Source organism: Curtobacterium sp. PhB115 (assembly GCF_003752025.1).
Lineage (GTDB): Bacteria > Actinomycetota > Actinomycetes > Actinomycetales > Microbacteriaceae > Curtobacterium.
In genome coordinates this window covers 1-15,581 of the sequence record NZ_RJKR01000005.1, presented here as the reverse complement: position 1 = coordinate 15,581, position 15,581 = coordinate 1, and the positions used below count along the sequence as shown (strand labels likewise).

Annotated in this window: 15 protein-coding genes; 11 read left to right on the top strand and 4 right to left on the bottom strand. The window is 71.9% G+C overall.

What is annotated here, in order from left to right; genetic code table 11:
- Positions 1–185 precede the first annotated feature (185 nt).
- From EDF19_RS00325 to EDF19_RS00300, 6 genes are read left to right on the top strand one after another with little or no spacing between them, the layout of a single operon-like run.
- Entirely contained in the window at positions 186–1,568 is a 1,383-nt protein-coding gene (locus tag EDF19_RS00325) for an MFS transporter (protein WP_123679849.1), read from the top strand.
- Entirely contained in the window at positions 1,565–3,286 is a 1,722-nt protein-coding gene (locus EDF19_RS00320; protein WP_123678985.1) for a dihydroxyacetone kinase family protein, read from the top strand. Before EDF19_RS00325 ends, EDF19_RS00320 begins: the two co-directional genes overlap by 4 nt.
- Positions 3,287–3,299: 13 nt before the next feature.
- Complete coding sequence (locus EDF19_RS00315) at positions 3,300–3,785, top strand: ribose-5-phosphate isomerase (protein WP_123678984.1); 486 nt, start codon at positions 3,300–3,302, stop codon at positions 3,783–3,785.
- The gene (locus EDF19_RS00310; protein ID WP_123678983.1) at positions 3,785–4,594 is read left to right on the top strand and encodes a triose-phosphate isomerase family protein; all 810 of its coding nucleotides are present in this window, start codon (positions 3,785–3,787) and stop codon (positions 4,592–4,594) included. The genes EDF19_RS00315 and EDF19_RS00310 overlap by 1 nt, the downstream gene beginning before the upstream one ends.
- On the top strand, positions 4,591–5,436 hold the full coding sequence (locus EDF19_RS00305; RefSeq protein ID WP_123678982.1) for a sugar phosphate isomerase/epimerase: 846 nt from the start codon (positions 4,591–4,593) through the stop codon (positions 5,434–5,436). Before EDF19_RS00310 ends, EDF19_RS00305 begins: the two co-directional genes overlap by 4 nt.
- The gene (locus tag EDF19_RS00300; protein WP_123678981.1) at positions 5,433–6,350 is read left to right on the top strand and encodes a phosphogluconate dehydrogenase C-terminal domain-containing protein; all 918 of its coding nucleotides are present in this window, start codon (positions 5,433–5,435) and stop codon (positions 6,348–6,350) included. Before EDF19_RS00305 ends, EDF19_RS00300 begins: the two co-directional genes overlap by 4 nt.
- 19 nt (positions 6,351–6,369) lie before the next feature.
- Here the strand turns inward: EDF19_RS00300 and EDF19_RS00295 are convergent, their stop codons facing one another.
- Positions 6,370–7,929, bottom strand: a complete 1,560-nt coding sequence (locus EDF19_RS00295) for a hypothetical protein (protein WP_123678980.1) — start codon at positions 7,927–7,929, stop codon at positions 6,370–6,372.
- A gap of 81 nt (positions 7,930–8,010) precedes the next feature.
- Between EDF19_RS00295 and EDF19_RS00290 the strand changes: the two genes are divergently transcribed.
- Positions 8,011–8,883: an SDR family NAD(P)-dependent oxidoreductase gene (locus EDF19_RS00290; protein WP_123678979.1), complete on the top strand. Its 873-nt coding sequence runs from the start codon at positions 8,011–8,013 to the stop codon at positions 8,881–8,883.
- A gap of 142 nt (positions 8,884–9,025) precedes the next feature.
- Here EDF19_RS00290 and EDF19_RS00285 read toward each other — a convergent pair whose 3' ends face one another.
- Together EDF19_RS00285 and EDF19_RS00280 are read right to left on the bottom strand one after the other, a co-directional pair.
- The gene (locus EDF19_RS00285) at positions 9,026–9,982 is read right to left on the bottom strand and encodes a DUF1648 domain-containing protein (protein WP_123678978.1); all 957 of its coding nucleotides are present in this window, start codon (positions 9,980–9,982) and stop codon (positions 9,026–9,028) included.
- Complete coding sequence (locus EDF19_RS00280) at positions 9,979–10,329, bottom strand: GntR family transcriptional regulator (RefSeq protein WP_123678977.1); 351 nt, start codon at positions 10,327–10,329, stop codon at positions 9,979–9,981. Before EDF19_RS00280 ends, EDF19_RS00285 begins: the two co-directional genes overlap by 4 nt.
- A 140-nt stretch (positions 10,330–10,469) precedes the next feature.
- Here EDF19_RS00280 and EDF19_RS18900 point away from each other — a divergent pair, with 140 nt between their 5' ends.
- On the top strand, positions 10,470–10,619 hold the full coding sequence (locus tag EDF19_RS18900) for a hypothetical protein (RefSeq protein WP_185022597.1): 150 nt from the start codon (positions 10,470–10,472) through the stop codon (positions 10,617–10,619).
- Between the two features lie 7 nt (positions 10,620–10,626).
- On the opposite strand, the gene EDF19_RS00275 is transcribed toward EDF19_RS18900, so the two are convergent.
- Positions 10,627–12,081 (bottom strand): PLP-dependent aminotransferase family protein, encoded by a 1,455-nt coding sequence (locus tag EDF19_RS00275; protein WP_148070987.1) that lies wholly within the window; start codon positions 12,079–12,081, stop codon positions 10,627–10,629.
- 33 nt (positions 12,082–12,114) lie between these two features.
- Between EDF19_RS00275 and EDF19_RS00270 the strand changes: the two genes are divergently transcribed.
- The 3 genes from EDF19_RS00270 (at position 12,115) to rlmN (ending at position 15,259) form a co-directional block, all read left to right on the top strand.
- Positions 12,115–12,849 carry a pyridoxamine 5'-phosphate oxidase family protein gene (locus EDF19_RS00270; protein WP_123678975.1) on the top strand — a complete coding sequence of 245 codons (735 nt, stop codon included), beginning with the start codon at positions 12,115–12,117 and terminating at the stop codon, positions 12,847–12,849.
- A 173-nt stretch (positions 12,850–13,022) separates the two neighbouring features.
- On the top strand, positions 13,023–13,985 hold the full coding sequence (locus tag EDF19_RS00265; RefSeq protein WP_123678974.1) for a C40 family peptidase: 963 nt from the start codon (positions 13,023–13,025) through the stop codon (positions 13,983–13,985).
- 41 nt (positions 13,986–14,026) lie between these two features.
- Entirely contained in the window at positions 14,027–15,259 is a 1,233-nt protein-coding gene (gene rlmN, locus EDF19_RS00260; protein ID WP_123678973.1) for a 23S rRNA (adenine(2503)-C(2))-methyltransferase RlmN, read from the top strand.
- Positions 15,260–15,581: the final 322 nt, after the last annotated feature.

The following is a 15,581-nucleotide window of genomic DNA, read 5'->3' as shown; positions in this document are numbered from 1 at the left end:
GCGTACCGTTCGGTCAACCGGTTGCGCCGGACCCTGTTGGTCAACCGGTTGACAAGTTGGCGACCGCGGCGCACACTGGACCAGGCGCATCGATGCGCCCGCTCCACACCCGGGCGCAGCGGCCCGGCCTCCAGGCGCAGCAGCCCGGGACGGAGACGTACCACCCCCACCGAGCAGGAGTCATCGTGGACATCCCCGCCACGCGAGGCATTCCCACCTCGGTCGTCGAGAAGACGGCCATCCGCAAGATCGCGATCCGCATCGTGCCGTTCGTGGCACTGATGTTCTTCATCAACTTCCTCGACCGCACGGCGATCTCGTTCGCGGCGCCGAACGGCATGGAGGCCGACCTCGGCCTGACCGCCGCCCAGTTCGGCTTCGCCTCCGGGGTGTTCTTCATCGGCTACCTCGTGCTCGAGGTGCCCTCGAACCTGGCGCTCCACAAGTTCGGCGCGCGCATCTGGCTCGCCCGCATCATGATCACGTGGGGCATCGTCTCGCTGCTCTTCACGTGGGTGCAGAACTACCCGCAGCTCGTCGGCCTGCGCTTCCTGCTCGGCATCGCCGAGGCCGGCTTCTTCCCCGGCGCGATCCTGTTCCTGTCGACCTGGGTGCCGGCCCGCCACCGCGGCAAGATGCTCGCGCTGTTCTACCTGGCGCAGCCCCTGACCAGCGTCATCGGCTCCCCGCTCGCCGGGTGGCTGATGACCCACGAGGGACTGCTCGGCGGGCTCGCCGGCTGGCGCTTCATGTTCCTGTGCGTCTCGATCCCGGCGATCATCGTCGGCGTCCTGTGCCTCTTCGTGCTGAAGGACAAGCCGTCGCAGGCGAAGTGGCTCGACGAGGACGAGAAGACCTGGCTCGAGGGTGCCCTGGCGAAGGAGGACAAGGAGAAGGCCGGGCACGGCAAGGGCGGTCTGCGCGCGGCCTTCGGGTCCGGCCGGGTCTGGATGCTCGCCGCGGTGTACTTCGGCTTCATCTACGGCCTCTACGCACTGAGCTTCTTCCTCCCCACGATCATCGACGGCTTCCAGGAGCAGTTCGGCACCACGTTCGACCTGTTCCAGAAGGGGCTGATCACGGCGATCCCGTACGTCCCCGCCGCCGTCGTCCTGTACTTCTGGTCGCGTGACGCCTTCCGTCGTGGCGTGAAGGTCTGGCACATCGCGGTCCCGGCGCTCGTCGGTGGCCTCAGCATCCCGGTCGCGCTCTACATGAACAGCCCGGCCGCCACGATCGCCGTCATCGCGGTCACGGCCTGCTCGATCTTCGCGGCCCTGCCGAACTTCTGGACGGTGCCGACGCAGTTCCTGACCGGTGCCGCCGCGGCCGCGGGCGTCGCGCTCATCAACACGATCGGCAACCTCGGCGGGTTCGCCGCCCCGTACATCACGGGTGCCGTCAGCGAGTGGACCGGCGGGTACCAGGTCCCGATGTTCATCGTCGGCTTCTTCATGGTCCTGTCGAGCGTGCTCATGTTCGTGCTCGCCCGGAACACCAAGCGAAACGAGCAGCGTGACGCTGCGGTGACCGACGCCCCGACGACCCCGCAGGAGACCACCGCATGACCCGCCTGTTCAACGACCCCGCGGACTTCGCGGACGAGATGGTCGACGGTTTCGTCGCCGCCAACGGGGACCGGGTCCGCCGGGTGCACGGTGGGGTCGCTCGCTCGACCACCAGCCCCGCTGGGACCGTCGCTCTGGTCGTCGGTGGTGGCTCCGGCCACTACCCGGCCTTCGGCGGACTCGTCGGGCACGGCCTCGCCGCCGGTGCCGCGATGGGCAACCTGTTCGCCAGCCCCAGCGCCCAGCAGGTCACCGCGGTCGCGAAGGCCTCGGAGCACGGTGGCGGCGTCCTGCTCAGCTACGGCAACTACGCCGGCGACGTCCTGAACTTCGACGCCGCCGCACGCGCGCTGACCGAAGCCGGCATCGACGTCCGGACGGTCCGCGTGACCGACGACGTCGCGAGCGCCCCGAGCACCGAAGCCCACAAGCGTCGCGGCATCGCCGGTGACCTCTGCGTCTTCAAGGTCGCCGGTGCCGCCGCCGAACGCGGGGACGACCTCGACGCCGTCACCGCGATCGCCGCCCGCGCCAACGACCGGACACGCTCCTTCGGCGTCGCGTTCTCCGGCTGCTCCCTGCCCGGTGCGGACGAACCGCTCTTCACCGTCCCCGAGGGCCGGATGGCGATCGGGATGGGCATCCACGGCGAGCGGGGGATCGGCGAGGCCGACGTCCCCACCGCCGACGGCCTGGCGGACCTGCTGGTCGACAAGCTCCTGTCCGAGCTGCCGTCCGACGTCGCGGACGCCGGAACGGACGGCCAGCGCGTCGTCCCGGTCCTCAACGGCCTCGGCTCGGTGAAGTACGAGGAGCTCTTCGTCGTCTTCGGTGCCGTCCAGCGGAAGCTCGACGCAGCCGGTGTCGTCGTCGTCCAGCCCGAGGTCGGGGAGCTCGTCACGAGCTTCGACATGGCCGGCGTCTCGCTCACGCTGTTCTGGCTCGACGACGAGCTCGAGGAGCTCTGGGCCGCACCCGCCGACGCCCCCGCGTACCGCAAGGGCGGCGCCGTCCCGCAGCAGCGCGTCTCCGAGCAGGAGCTCGCAGCGGGCGCCGAGGTCCCGGTGGCCCCGGGCAGCGCCGAGTCGCAGGAGTCAGCCGTCCGCATCGCGAAGGCGATCACGGCCGTCCGCGGCACGATCGACGACCACGTCGACGAGCTCGGCCGCATCGACGCGGTCGCCGGTGACGGTGACCACGGCATCGGGATGCAGCGCGGTTCGACCGCCGCCGACCGCGCCGCCCAGGACGCCGCCTCCCGCGGCGCCGGCGCCGGGTCGGTCCTCGCCATCGCTGGTGACGCCTGGTCCGACAAGGCCGGCGGTACGTCCGGTGCGATCTGGGGAGCCGCCCTGGAGGCACTGGGTCGCGTCCTCGGGGACGACCAGCGTCCGTCGGCCACCACCGTCGCGCAGGCCGTGCACGCCGCGACCGACGCGATCCTCGCGTTCGGCGCCGTGCCCGGGGACAAGACGATGGTCGACGCCCTCGTGCCCTTCGACGACGTCCTGACCGCGCGCATCGCCGCCGGCGACGACCTCGCCACCGCCTGGTCCGCCGCGGCCGCCGCGTCCACGAGCGCCGCGGACGCCACCGCCGACCTGCTGCCCCGGATGGGTCGCGCCCGCACCCACGGCGAGGACGCGGTCGGCACCCCCGACGCCGGGGCGATCTCGTTCGCACTGATCACCACCGCCGTGCTCCGCACGATCTCCTGAGAGGACCACCACCATGACCGAGCAGCAGTTCCGCATCGTCGTCGGCTCGGACGACGCCGGGTTCGACTACAAGGAGATCATCAAGCGCGACCTCGAGGCCGACCCCCGGGTCGTCAGCGTCACCGACGTGGGTGTCGACGCGGACGGGCACACCGCGTACCCGCACGTGGCCGTCGACGCCGCGCGCCTGGTCGCGAACGGAGAGGCAGACCGGGCGATCCTGATCTGCGGCACCGGGCTCGGTGTCGCGATCGCGGCGAACAAGGTCCCCGGCATCCGGGCGGTCACGGCGCACGACTCGTTCAGTGTCGAGCGGTCGATCCTGTCGAACGACGCCCAGGTGCTCTGCATGGGCCAGCGGGTCGTCGGTATTGAGGTCGCCCGCCGGATGGCGAAGGAGTGGCTCGGGTACACCTTCGACACCTCCAGCGCCAGCGCCGAGAAGGTCCAGGCCATCTGTGAGTACGACGGCTCGGCCCCGGTCGGGACCGACGCCTGATGCCGGAGACCACGGCGGCAGCCCCGATCACGATCGGGGTGTCGCTCAAGATGTACTTCGGGCACGCCCGGACGCTCGAGTGGGCGGCCGCCGTGGCCGACATCGCCAGGACCCACCCGGCGGTGCAGTCCGGCGAGGTCGAGCTCTTCGTCGTCCCGACGTTCCCGTCGCTCGTGCCGGTGCACGCCGTGCTCGAGCGCACCCCGGTGCTCCTCGGTGCGCAGGACCTGGCGTGGGCCGACGAGGGTGCCTTCACCGGTGAGGTGTCCGGCCGCGAACTCCGCGAGGTCGGGGTCGACCTGGTCGAGATCGCGCACGCCGAGCGTCGCTCCCTGTTCCACGAGTCCGACCAGGACATCGCCGGCAAGGTGCACGCAGCCTTCCGCAACGGCCTGCGTCCCCTCATCTGCATCGGTGAGACCGACCGTGCAGCGGACGGCGACACGACCGCGGCCGTCGCCGAGGTCACCGCGCAGCTCGACCGCTTCGTCGCGACGGCAGTCGCCGACGGCCTCGCCGGCCCCGTGATCGCCGCCTACGAGCCGGTGTGGGCGATCGGCGCGCCGCAACCCGCACCCGACGACCACATCGTCGCGGTCCTGGCCGGCATCGAGCAGCACCTGGCGACCCGTCCGGAGCTCGCCGGATCCGTCGTGATCTACGGCGGCAGTGCCGGACCGGGGCTGCTGACCCGGGGGAAGGGTCGCATCGGCGGCCTGTTCCTCGGACGCTTCGCCCACGACCCGGAAGCAGTCCGCGCGATCCTCGACGAAGCCCACGAACTGGCCGGGCAGGGGGAGGCAGCATGACCTCCCTGCTCGGCCTCTCCACCTACGCCTACTTCTGGCGGATGTCCGACCGGGTCCCGTCGCCGCTGTCCCTCGACGACGCGCTGCGCGACGCCGCGGCCCACGACGGCGTCGACCTGTTCCAGATCTGCGACCACCTGCCGCTCGACAGCGCATCGGATGAACGGCTCGCAGCGATCCGTGCCCTCGCCGACGACCTCGGGCTCACCCTCGAGGTCGGCACCCGTGGCACGGCACCGGAGCACCTCGCTCGGTACCTGCACATCGCCGAGGCGCTCGGCGCGACGCTCGTCCGGTCCATGTGGACGAGCGGCGACGACCAGCCCGACGCCGCCGAGACCGAACGGCGTCTCCGGCAGGCGCTGCCCGCGTACGAAGCAGCCGGCGTGACCCTCGCACTGGAGACGTACGAGGTCGTCGCCACGGCGGACCTCGTCGCCGTGGTGCAGGCGATCGGCTCCGACCACCTCGGCATCTGCCTCGACCCGGCGAACACCGTCGCGCGGCTCGAGCACCCGGCCGACGTCGTCGCGATGACCGGCCCGCACGTCGTCAACTGGCACGTGAAGGACTCCGGGTTCACCCGGTCGCCGGGGTGGGTCGGGTTCCAGTACACCGGCGTCCCGATCGGCACCGGGGTCGTCGACCACGACAGCATCCGCGCCGCGATCGAGCCCGACCCCCGCGGGATCAACCGCGTGATCGAGTTCTGGCTGCCCTGGCAGGACGAGCACGCCGGTGCCGAACCGCTGCCCGGCGAGACACCCGCACAGACCACCACCCGCATCGAGGCGGCGTGGACCGAACACACCATCGAGTACACCAGGAGCAAGGAATCATGACCGACACCGTCACCACCACCCACACCGTCGCTGCCGGATCCGGCACGGCCGACGTCACCGTCGCCGTGATCGGTGCCGGCGGCAAGATGGGCACCCGCGTCTCGAACAACTTCGCGAAGAGCGAGTACACGACGCTCTACAGCGAGGCCTCGCCCGCCGGCCAGGAGCGCATCCAGGCCCTCGGCCGGTCACTCACCGACAGCCTCGACGCCGCGAAGGTCGCCGACGTGGTCATCCTGGCCGTGCCGGACGTCCTGCTCGGCAGCATCTCGGAGCAGCTCGTCCCGGTCATGAAGTCGGGTGCCAGCATCCTGACGCTCGACCCGGCCGCCGCCTACGCGGGCCTGCTCGCCAAGCGCGAGGACATCCACTACGCCGTGGCGCACCCGTGCCACCCGTCGGTGTTCCTCGAGCGCACCACCAAGGCCGAGTGGGACGACACCTTCGGTGGCATCGCCGCCCCGCAGGAGGTCATCGCAGCCTTCGACGCATCCGAGTCGCTCGGCGACGAGGGGGACCGTGCCAAGGCGATCGCCGAGGCCGTCATCACCACCATGTACGCACCCGTCATCCAGGTGCACTGGGTCACCGTCAAGCAGCTCGCCGTCCTCGAGCCGACCCTGGTCGAGACCATCGCCTGCATGATCGGCGACTTCCTCAACGACGCCCTCGAGGAGACCGTCACCGGTGTCGGCGTGCCCCGCGAGGCCGCCCGCGCCATGCTCTACGGCCACACGTGGATCGCGCTGACGAACGGCCTCCGCGGCTCGAACCCGTTCTCGGACGCTTGCCACATCGCGATGGGCTACGGCCGCGAGAAGCTCATCAAGGAGGACTGGAAGCAGGTCTTCGACGACAGCGAGCTCGACAGCGTCATCGCCAAGATGCTGAAGATCGACGCCGTCCGCCGCTGATCGGTACCAGCGACTGACGTCACCCAGACCGGAACGCCCCGCCGACCCCCTTCCGGCGGGGCGTTCCTCGTGCGCCCCACGCCTCGGCGAGCGTGATCGAGGCGACGCCCGGCACGCTGAGCGCCTCGACCGACGCGGCGAACCAGGCCGCCGCGGCCGACGAGTGCTGCTCCGGGTCCGTCGCGTCCGGCACGAACTGCGGGCCGTACCCGGCATCCGTCGTCGCGTCGGTCACGACCGGTCGCGCAGACGTCGCCACGGCGTTGAACCGTGGCCGCAGCGTCACCGGTCCGACGTGCAGCGCCCTGCCGGCGGCCAGCCGGGAGGCACTGCTCACCACCCAGCGCTGCATCCGGATCGACTCGGTCACCTGTTCGGGCGACCGGTCGTGCATCTGCGGCGTCACGCTGAACGTCAGGGGCCCGTCCCAGTCGCGGAACAGGTCGACGGTCCGGTTCAGTTCGGTGAAGTGCGCGCGCGTGCCCCCGACGACCTCCAGGGCGCCCGCAGCGTCAGCGGCCTCGCGCAGCACTCGCTGCAGCGCCGGGGTCGTCACGTGGGTCGCGGGGTCGACCGCGCCGACACGGACGATCGGTCCGTGCTCGAGCACGTCGTCGATCGCGGCACGCAGCAGGTCGGGGTCGTCGGTGACGAACCGGACGTCGAGCGGCGCCCCGCCGGCGTCCAGCCGAGCGGAGGCGAGCACCGCCCGGACGTTCGGGTCGCCCAGGACCGGCTCGACCAGGATCGGCACGGCCCCGAGCGGGCCGTCGTCGTCGTCCGGCGGGCGCGCAGCGGCCGGGGCCGAGGCGGCGAGGAGCTGGAGCGTCGGCGGCGGGGTGACCACGGCGGTGGGAGCCGGCCGGTCCAGGAACGTGCGGTCCGGGGCGGGGGAGGCCGTGCCTCCCGGCCGGGTGTCCGTCGTCGCGCGCAGCGTGAGCGACTGGCGGACGACGGAGCCGGCGTCGAGCGCGACCGGGAACGGTTCCGACAGCGGCGTCGAGTACGTCTTGTACGAGGCGTCGGTCCAGTTGCGCTGGTCCTCCATCTCGAACACGTCACCGGCCAGGTCGAGCGACAGCGCGGTCCGGCCCGTCGTCCAGCGCAGGCCGGCGAGGTCGGCGGCGGGCTGGTGCGGGGCGATCCACGTGGGGAACACGGTCTCGGTGGTGTCACCGGACGGGTGCCGGGCGGTGAACGGCACGCCGGCCAGGGTGGGTGGGTGCAGCACCACCAAGCCGATGCGGCTGCGTCGGAACGGCGTCGTCGTGGTGCCGACCGCGTCCACGTGGATGGTGGGGCCGTCGACGGTGACGACGAGGACGTACCGCAGGACCTCGACGCCGTCGTACCGGCTGCTGGCCTCGAGTCGGAGGGTCCCGCCGGTGGCCGTGACGGACGACAGCGTCCGTCCGACCTCGGTGTCGTCCGCGGTGCGCCAGTCCTGGTCGCGCGTCACGAACCGGATCGCGCGCAGCACCGGAGCGCGGGTGGATGCGACACCGTCGTCGTACACGATGTCGGCGAGCTCGGCGCCGCGCAGGGTGAACCGCCACGCACCGATCGACACCACCGTCATGGCTCATGACTACCACCGGTCAACCGGTTGGGCAATGATGGGTCTGACGGAGCGACGGCGCTCCGAGGACGGAGTTCCCGCATGACCGCACGACTCGACCACAGGACCGCACTCGTCACGGGGGCGGGATCCGGCATCGGCCGTGCGATCGCCGACCGGTTCGTCGCCGAGGGAGCGCGCGTGGTCTACGCGGATCGCGACGCCACCGCCGCTGGCGCCGCAGCAGCCGCAGCCGCAGCCGCAGCCAGCGCCGCAGCAGCCGCAGCCGCAGCCGCAGCCAGCACCGCAGCAGCAGCGGCCGCAGCCAACACCGCAGCGGCCGCAGCCGCCGCTGGCCTGCCCGCATCGGGGGAGGCGCTCCCGCTCACGGTGGACATCGCCGACGAGGCCAGCGTCGAAGCCGGCTTCGCGTCCCTCGCCGCACGGGGCTGGACGCCGGACGTCGTCGTGGCGAACGCCGGCGTGCAGCTCTTCGGCCACGACGCGAAGGTCGCCGACGTGTCGCTGGAGACCTGGAACCGCACCCTCGCCGTCAACCTGACGGGCACGTTCCTCACCGTGAAGCACGCCGTCCGGGCGATGCTCGCGAGCGGCGGTGGCGGGTCGATCATCGCGACTGGATCGCCCACGGGGCTGAACGGCGAGGGCGCCGACTTCGCCGCGTACTCCTCGACCAAGGGTGGCATCCACGCACTGGTCCGTGCGACCGCGATGGCGTACGCGCGGGACGGCATCCGGGTGAACACCGTCGTCCCCGGCTACACCGAGACCGGACTCGTGTCGACGATCTCCGGCGACCCCGCGGCCCGCGCCGCGATCGTCTCCCGCACGCCCCTCGGCCGGCCGGGCACCCCCGACGACGTCACCGGGATCATGGTCTACCTGGCGAGCGCCGAGTCGTCCTACGCGACCGGCGCGGAGTTCCGCGTCGACGGCGGCATGACGAGCCTCTGACGCGCCGTTCCGCGAACGCGACAGTGCGCCGCGAACGGTTCGAGCCACACTGTCGCTTTCGCGGATGTGACGGCGCGGAGCCGACGAGATCTGTCGCCTTCGCAGCACCACCACCCCGGCCGGGAGGCGCGGCGCGGCTCCGTCAGGCCGGCCGGCGGGCCGCCAGCAGTGCGCCCAGGGCCGCGGCCCCGTCCGCCGCGTCGGGCACCGTCACGGTGCGTGCCGAACCGCCGCGCAGCCGTGCCACCAGGCCCGGCCCGGACCGGACGACGTAGGCGACGCCCCGCCCCGAGAACCGGTAGCCCCATCCGCCCCACTGTCCGGGCGAGACGTCCTCCCAGCCGCAGGACTCGATCCGCTCGAGCGGCACGCGCATGAGCGGGATGCGGGTCCACGTCGAGGTGAGTCGCAGCCCCCGGCGGTCCACGGTCAGCTCGACCTGCGCGAGGGTCAGGGTCGCGATGCCGGCCAGGACCATCACGCCGCCGGAGACGACCGCCGTCGCGATGCCGCTCGGCGCCGTCCCGAGGCCGATCCCGATCCCGAGCGCCGCGACGAGGACGCCGAGCACCCCGAACGTCCGGCTCCCGGTGTGCGCGCGCCAGGCGATCCGGGCGTCCGGCGCGACCTGCAGCGGGGCCACGTCGTGCGCAGGCACCGGGGGAGCCGCACGGAACAGTGCGGTCACCGGGATCGCGGCCGCGACGGCTCCGACCGCCAGGAACACCACGGTCCACCAGACCGGGAAGGTGTCGGACCCGTCGGCACTCGTCCAGGCCAGTGCGATCCAGGCGGTGGCGAGGATCGCGGCCAGCAGGTTCGCGACGAGCAGCACGACGGCCGCGGTCCGGCGGTCACGGAACCGCAGAGCTGCGACGGCCAGCGCCACCGCGGCGACCGTCACCGCGAGGGTGACCCAGAACGCCGGCCAGGGTGAGCTCCATCCGTCCGCGGTGCCGTCCGCGCCGAAGTGGATCGCCATCCGGTCCGGCAGTGTCGGCGCCCCGGACACCGCGGCCACGACCAGTGCGGCAGTGACCACCAGCCCGGGTGCCACCACCGCCACCCGTGCTCCGGTACCCATCGTGCGTGTCGTCATCGTGCCCCCTTGATCATCGTGAACAGTTCGTCGAGCGGGACCCCGAGCGTGTCGGCCTGCTCGCGCAGCTCGTCGACGAGCGTGCGGAGCCGGTCGAACGAGGCGTTCCCCGATCGCAGGACCGTCGCGCCGCGGCCCCGCCGCAGTTCGATCAGTCCGTCGTCCTGGAGCTGCGCGTACGCACGCAGCACCGTGTGCATGTTGACGTCGACCGAGGCGGCGAGGTCCCGCGCCGACGGCAGGCGATCACCGCTGCCGAGCTCACCCCGGGCGATCGCGAACCGGATCTGCGTCGCGACCTGCTCGGCGAGCGTGGCCCGCGCGCTCGGGTCGACGGTGATCAACATGTTTGCATTGTATGCGAACAATCACGCGAACGCGAGGCCGTGAATGTGAACTCGTGGCCAGCGAACGCAGTCGCCGGACCGCAGCGATACCCCCGCGTACCGTCACGTGCAGCGATGAACTCGCGAACAGGGAGCACGAGATGTCGAACTACGAATCTGCCGACGGGGTGGAGCCCGTCCAGGTCACCACGTACCGGCTCGTCCGCAAGGCAGCACGACGCGGATGGGACGTGCCGAGCGACGACGCCGAGCCGTCCCTCACCGACCTGATCGACACCGACGGTCACTGACGTCTGCTCAGGCGTCGACGCGGACCGCAGTGATCAAGGCGTCCAGCGCGCGGTCGAGCTCGGGCAGCGTCAGGGCGCCGTAACCGAGGACGACGCCGGCACGCGTGCTGCCCTGCGTGAGCCCGTACTCCTCCAACGTCGACACCAGGAACCCGGCGTCCGCCATCGTCCGAGCGACCTCGGCGCCCGTCGCCGGACCCGACCACACGACCACCGCGTGCAGTCCGCCGGTCAGGGCACGGGCCTCCAGTCCGGCGACGTCGCCCAGGCGAGTCGCGATCCGGGCGCGACGGTGCGCGTAGTCGCGCCGCACCCGGCCGAGGTGACGACGCATCGCGCCGGTCCGGAGCAGGTGCGCGAGCGCGAGCTGCACGGGCTCCGCGACGACCGGGCCGCGCGCCCGACGCGCCGAGACGACTGCTGCCACCACCGGCGCGACGAGGCTCCCTGAGGCGACTCCGGGCAGCACCACGTACGAGCAGCGCAGTCGCGGGTCGAGTGTCTTCGAGAAGCCGCCGACGTGCAGGACGACCCCTTCGACGTCGAGCGCGGCCAGCGCGGGGACGGGTGCGCCGCGGTGCCGGAACTCGGAGTCGTAGTCGTCCTCGACCACGAGCGTCCCCGTCGCCGCGGCCCATGCCAGCAGTCGGCGCCGACGTGCGACGGGCATCACCGAGCCGAGCGGGTACTGGTGCGTCGGTGCGACCAGGACGACGTCGACCGGTCCGATGGCCTCGAGCGCGTCGAGGTCGAGGCCGTCCTCGCCGACCGGGACGCCGACGACGGTGCCGCCGGCGCTGACCACCGCGCGCTGACCGGTCCGGTAGCCGGGGTCCTCGACGGCGACGACGGGGGAGCGGCCGAGGTGGACGCGGAGCGCTTCGGTGACCAGCGACAGCGCTTCCGAGGTGCCTGCGGTCAGCAGCACCCGGTCGGTGCTCGTCTCGAAGCCGCGGCTCAGGCCGAGCTGGGCCACGACCTGTGCGCGGAGGTCGGGCAGCCCGAGCGGGTCCGACGTCGCGTTCCGGAGCGGTGCGGCGGCGGCTGCTCGCCACGCGGCCCGCCAGTCGCGCGGTGAGATGGCCGTCACGGCGGGGATGCCCGGACGGCAGTCGACGGGAGGGGCGTCGGCGGGAGCTGCGGGAGTCGGGGGCGGGTGTGCTGCCGCCGGCACGTCTGCGGCTGCTCGTCCGTGTTCCGCCCCCGGTACCGCTCGCACCACCGGTGCCGTCACGCGCGCCACCGCACCGTGCCGCGTCCGGATCCACCCCTCGCCGTCGAGTTGCTCGTAGGCCGCGACCACCGTGCCCCGCGCGACCCCGAGTTCGGCCGCGAGCGCCCGTGTCGACGGCAACGCATCGCCCTCACGGAGCGTCCCGTCCTGCACCATGTTCCGCACCCGAGACACGACCCCGGCGGTCTTCCCCGACTGGTCCACCGCGATCACCTCGATCTGGTCCACGCACCGGACCACTCCCGAACCTAGCGTGGCCGCATGAGCACTCCGAACACCAGCGATGGCCCGAACCTGCGCGTCCGCCGGATCCGTGAGCGCCAGTCCGACGACCCCGCCGTCCTCCGCTCGGTCATCGCCGAGGCACACATCGCCCACGTCGGCTTCGTCCGCGGTGGTCACCCGATCGTCCTGCCCTTCCTGTGCGGCCTCGGCGACCTCGGGAACGGCCCCGTGCTCCTGCTGCACGGCTCCACCGGCGGCGGTCTCTTCCTCGACGCCGGCACGACCGGGGTGCAGGTGGCCGCGACGATCACCCACCTGGACGGTCTCGTCTTCGCCCGCTCGACCTTCGACAGCTCCGCGAACTACCGCAGCGCGATGATCGCCGGGGCCGCGACCGTTGTGCCCGCGGAGCTCCGTACCGAGGCGCTCTGGCAGGTGTCCGACCACCTGATGCCCGGCCGCCGCGCGGAGGTCCGCGAGATGACCCCGAAGGAGGTCCGCGCCACCCAGGTCCTGCAGCTGCCCCTCGACCGCGCGAGCGTGAAGGTCCGGTTCCAGGGCAACGGCGAGGCTCCGGACGACGGCGAGGACCACACCGTCTGGGCCGGCGTGCTGCCGCTCGCCGTGCGCGCCGGTACCCCGGTCGCGGGGGACATCTCGGGGGACGCACCGGTCGACGCGTCGATCGTGGCGCTGGCGGCTCGCCTCGACCGCCTGTCGTCCGACCGGGAGGCCCGGATCACCGCCGCCATGCGGATCGCGTCCGTCTGAGGGCACCTCCACCACCCCGTGGCAGCCCGTTCGAGCGCATCTGAGCAAGCTGCGAGGATCGCCCGTTCCTGTACCGAGCCGCAGGGACACTCCGGAACTGCTCAGCCGCGATCAGGTTCGTGACCAATACGTTACTTTCCGGATCGCCGCGCGGTCCCGACCCGGAAGGAACCATGGGACGCCACGCCCTGCCTGCAGCAGCCGATGACCGCCAGCCCTCGCGAGCTGAGCAACGACCGGTCGCCGCACCCGCTCCCGCTCCACTCGAGCAGCAGGCGCAGCCGCAGCAGCTCCGTCCCCGTGGACGCCGTTCCGCCCTCGGTCCCGCCGCCGCGCGGTCGACCTTCGTGGAGCACCCGAAGCCGACACGGACCGTCACGGTGCGCCCGCGTCCGACCCCGGTGGCCTCGTTCGCCGGGTCCGCGGTCCTCAGCCGTTCCGCCGTGCTCCGTGCCGAGCGCCTGGCCGACCCGAGGCACGTCCGACGGAGCGCGAACGCCAAGCGCGCCGCGATCCTGCTCGCCCCGGTCATCGCCGTCACCTCGAGCCTGACCCTCGCGGTCCCCGCGAACGCCGCCACCCCGGCCGAGACCCGGCACGGCACGACGACCGCGCAGGCGGCCCAGACCTTCACGGTGGCGCACGACGTCAAGGTCCCCGTCATCTCGAACGACGGCATGACCACCACGACGACGGTCGTCTCCTACCCGACGCTCGACCTCCGCTTCGGCGTGACGACCGCACAGGCGCAATCGGCACTGTCCGCGGCGCTCTCGGCGGGCGGCGACCGCGCGACGATCGTGCAGACCGCCCTGCAGTACATGGGGGACCCGTACGTCGAGGGCGGCGCGAGCCACGAGGGCATCGACTGCTCCGGACTGACGATGGTCGCGTACCAGGCGGTGGGGATCCAGCTCGTGCACTACGTGCCGACGCAGGACGCCGCAGCGACGACGATCCCGGAGTCCGAGGCGCTCCCGGGCGACCTGGTCGTGTACGACGACGAGGACCACGTCGGGCTGTACCTCGGCCAGGGGCTCGTGCTGCAGGCACCGCACCCGGGCGAGGTCGTCGACATCGTGCCGATGTACTCGGCTGCGCACCACTTCGCGCGCGTCCTGCCCGCCGGCAGCTGACCGCACCCCGCGTCCCTGGGCGCATCCCGTATCCTGGAGTGATGGCCTCCGAGACCCGCACCCCGTTCGAACAGCAGCAGTCTGCTCGTCCGCAGGTGCGCCCGCGCACCGAGGGCTGGAAGCAGGCCACCGACACCGACGGTCGTCCGCTGCTGCAGTTCGCGTCCCCGAAGCGGGGCAAGCCGCCGGTCCACCTCGCGGACCTGACGACCGAGGAACGCGAGGCCCGCGTCAAGGAACTCGGCCTGCCGGGCTTCCGCGCGAAGCAGCTCGCGACCCACTACTTCACGCACTACACGTCCGACCCGGCCAAGATGACGGACCTGCCCGCTGCCCAGCGTGAGCAGCTCGTCGCCGGGATGCTGCCACCGCTCCTCACCGAGACCCGGCGCCTGGCGACGGACAACGGAGACACGATCAAGTTCCTCTGGAAGCTGCACGACGGCGCCCTGGTCGAGTCGGTGCTCATGCGCTACCCGGGCCGCATCACCCTCTGCGTCTCGTCGCAGGCCGGCTGTGGCATGAACTGCCCGTTCTGCGCCACCGGCCAGGCGGGGCTGACCCGCAACATGTCCACCGCCGAGATCATCGAGCAGATCGTCCGCGCCAACGCAGCGATCGCCGCCGGGGAGCTCGGGGGCGATCCCCGCAAGGGCGGACTGGACCGCGTCGACGCCGAGCGTGTGACGAACATCGTGTTCATGGGCATGGGGGAGCCGCTCGCGAACTACAAGCGGGTGATGGACGCCGTCCGCCTGATGGTCGCGCCACAGCCGAACGGCCTGGGCATGAGCGCCCGCGGCATCACCGTGTCGACCGTCGGACTCGTGCCGGCGATGATCAAGCTCGCGGACGAAGGGATCCCGCTCACCTTCGCGCTCTCCCTGCACGCCCCCGACGACGAACTCCGTGACGAGCTCATCCCGGTGAACTCGCGCTGGAAGGCCGACGAGGCGATCGACGCCGCGCACAACTACTACGTCAAGACGGGCCGCCGTGTCTCGATCGAGTACGCGCTCATCAAGGACATGAACGACCACGCCTGGCGTGCCGACCTGCTCGCCGAGAAGCTCAACAAGCGCGGCAAGGGCTGGGTGCACGTCAACCCGATCCCGCTCAACCCGACGCCGGGCTCCGTGTGGACCTCGTCCGAGGTGCACGTGCAGGACGAGTTCGTCCGCCGGCTCAACGCCGCAGGCATCCCGACAACCCTCCGCGACACCCGCGGCAAGGAGATCGACGGAGCCTGCGGGCAGCTCGCCGCGGCCGAGTAGCCCTGCCGCCGACCGGCATCCCCGGGCCGACACGCCCGGGAGGCACCACGGTTGGCGAGGCCCCCAGAGCCTGTGTAGTGTTACCTCTCGTTGCCACGGCGGCGGAGAACGGAACGGCCGAGACGGTCACTGGGTTGAACACCTGGGGATCTTGTCCGCCACGGTTCTTCCCCGGGCAGCGGATTCCAAAGCCTCTCTGATGGAGCATCTTCAGGTGCCGAGTGGGGGAGTGCGTCTGGTCCTTGAGAACTCAACAGCGTGCACATTGTCAATGCCAATTTATTGATTGACCTCGTGCCTGGTCGGCTTGCTGACCGGGTCA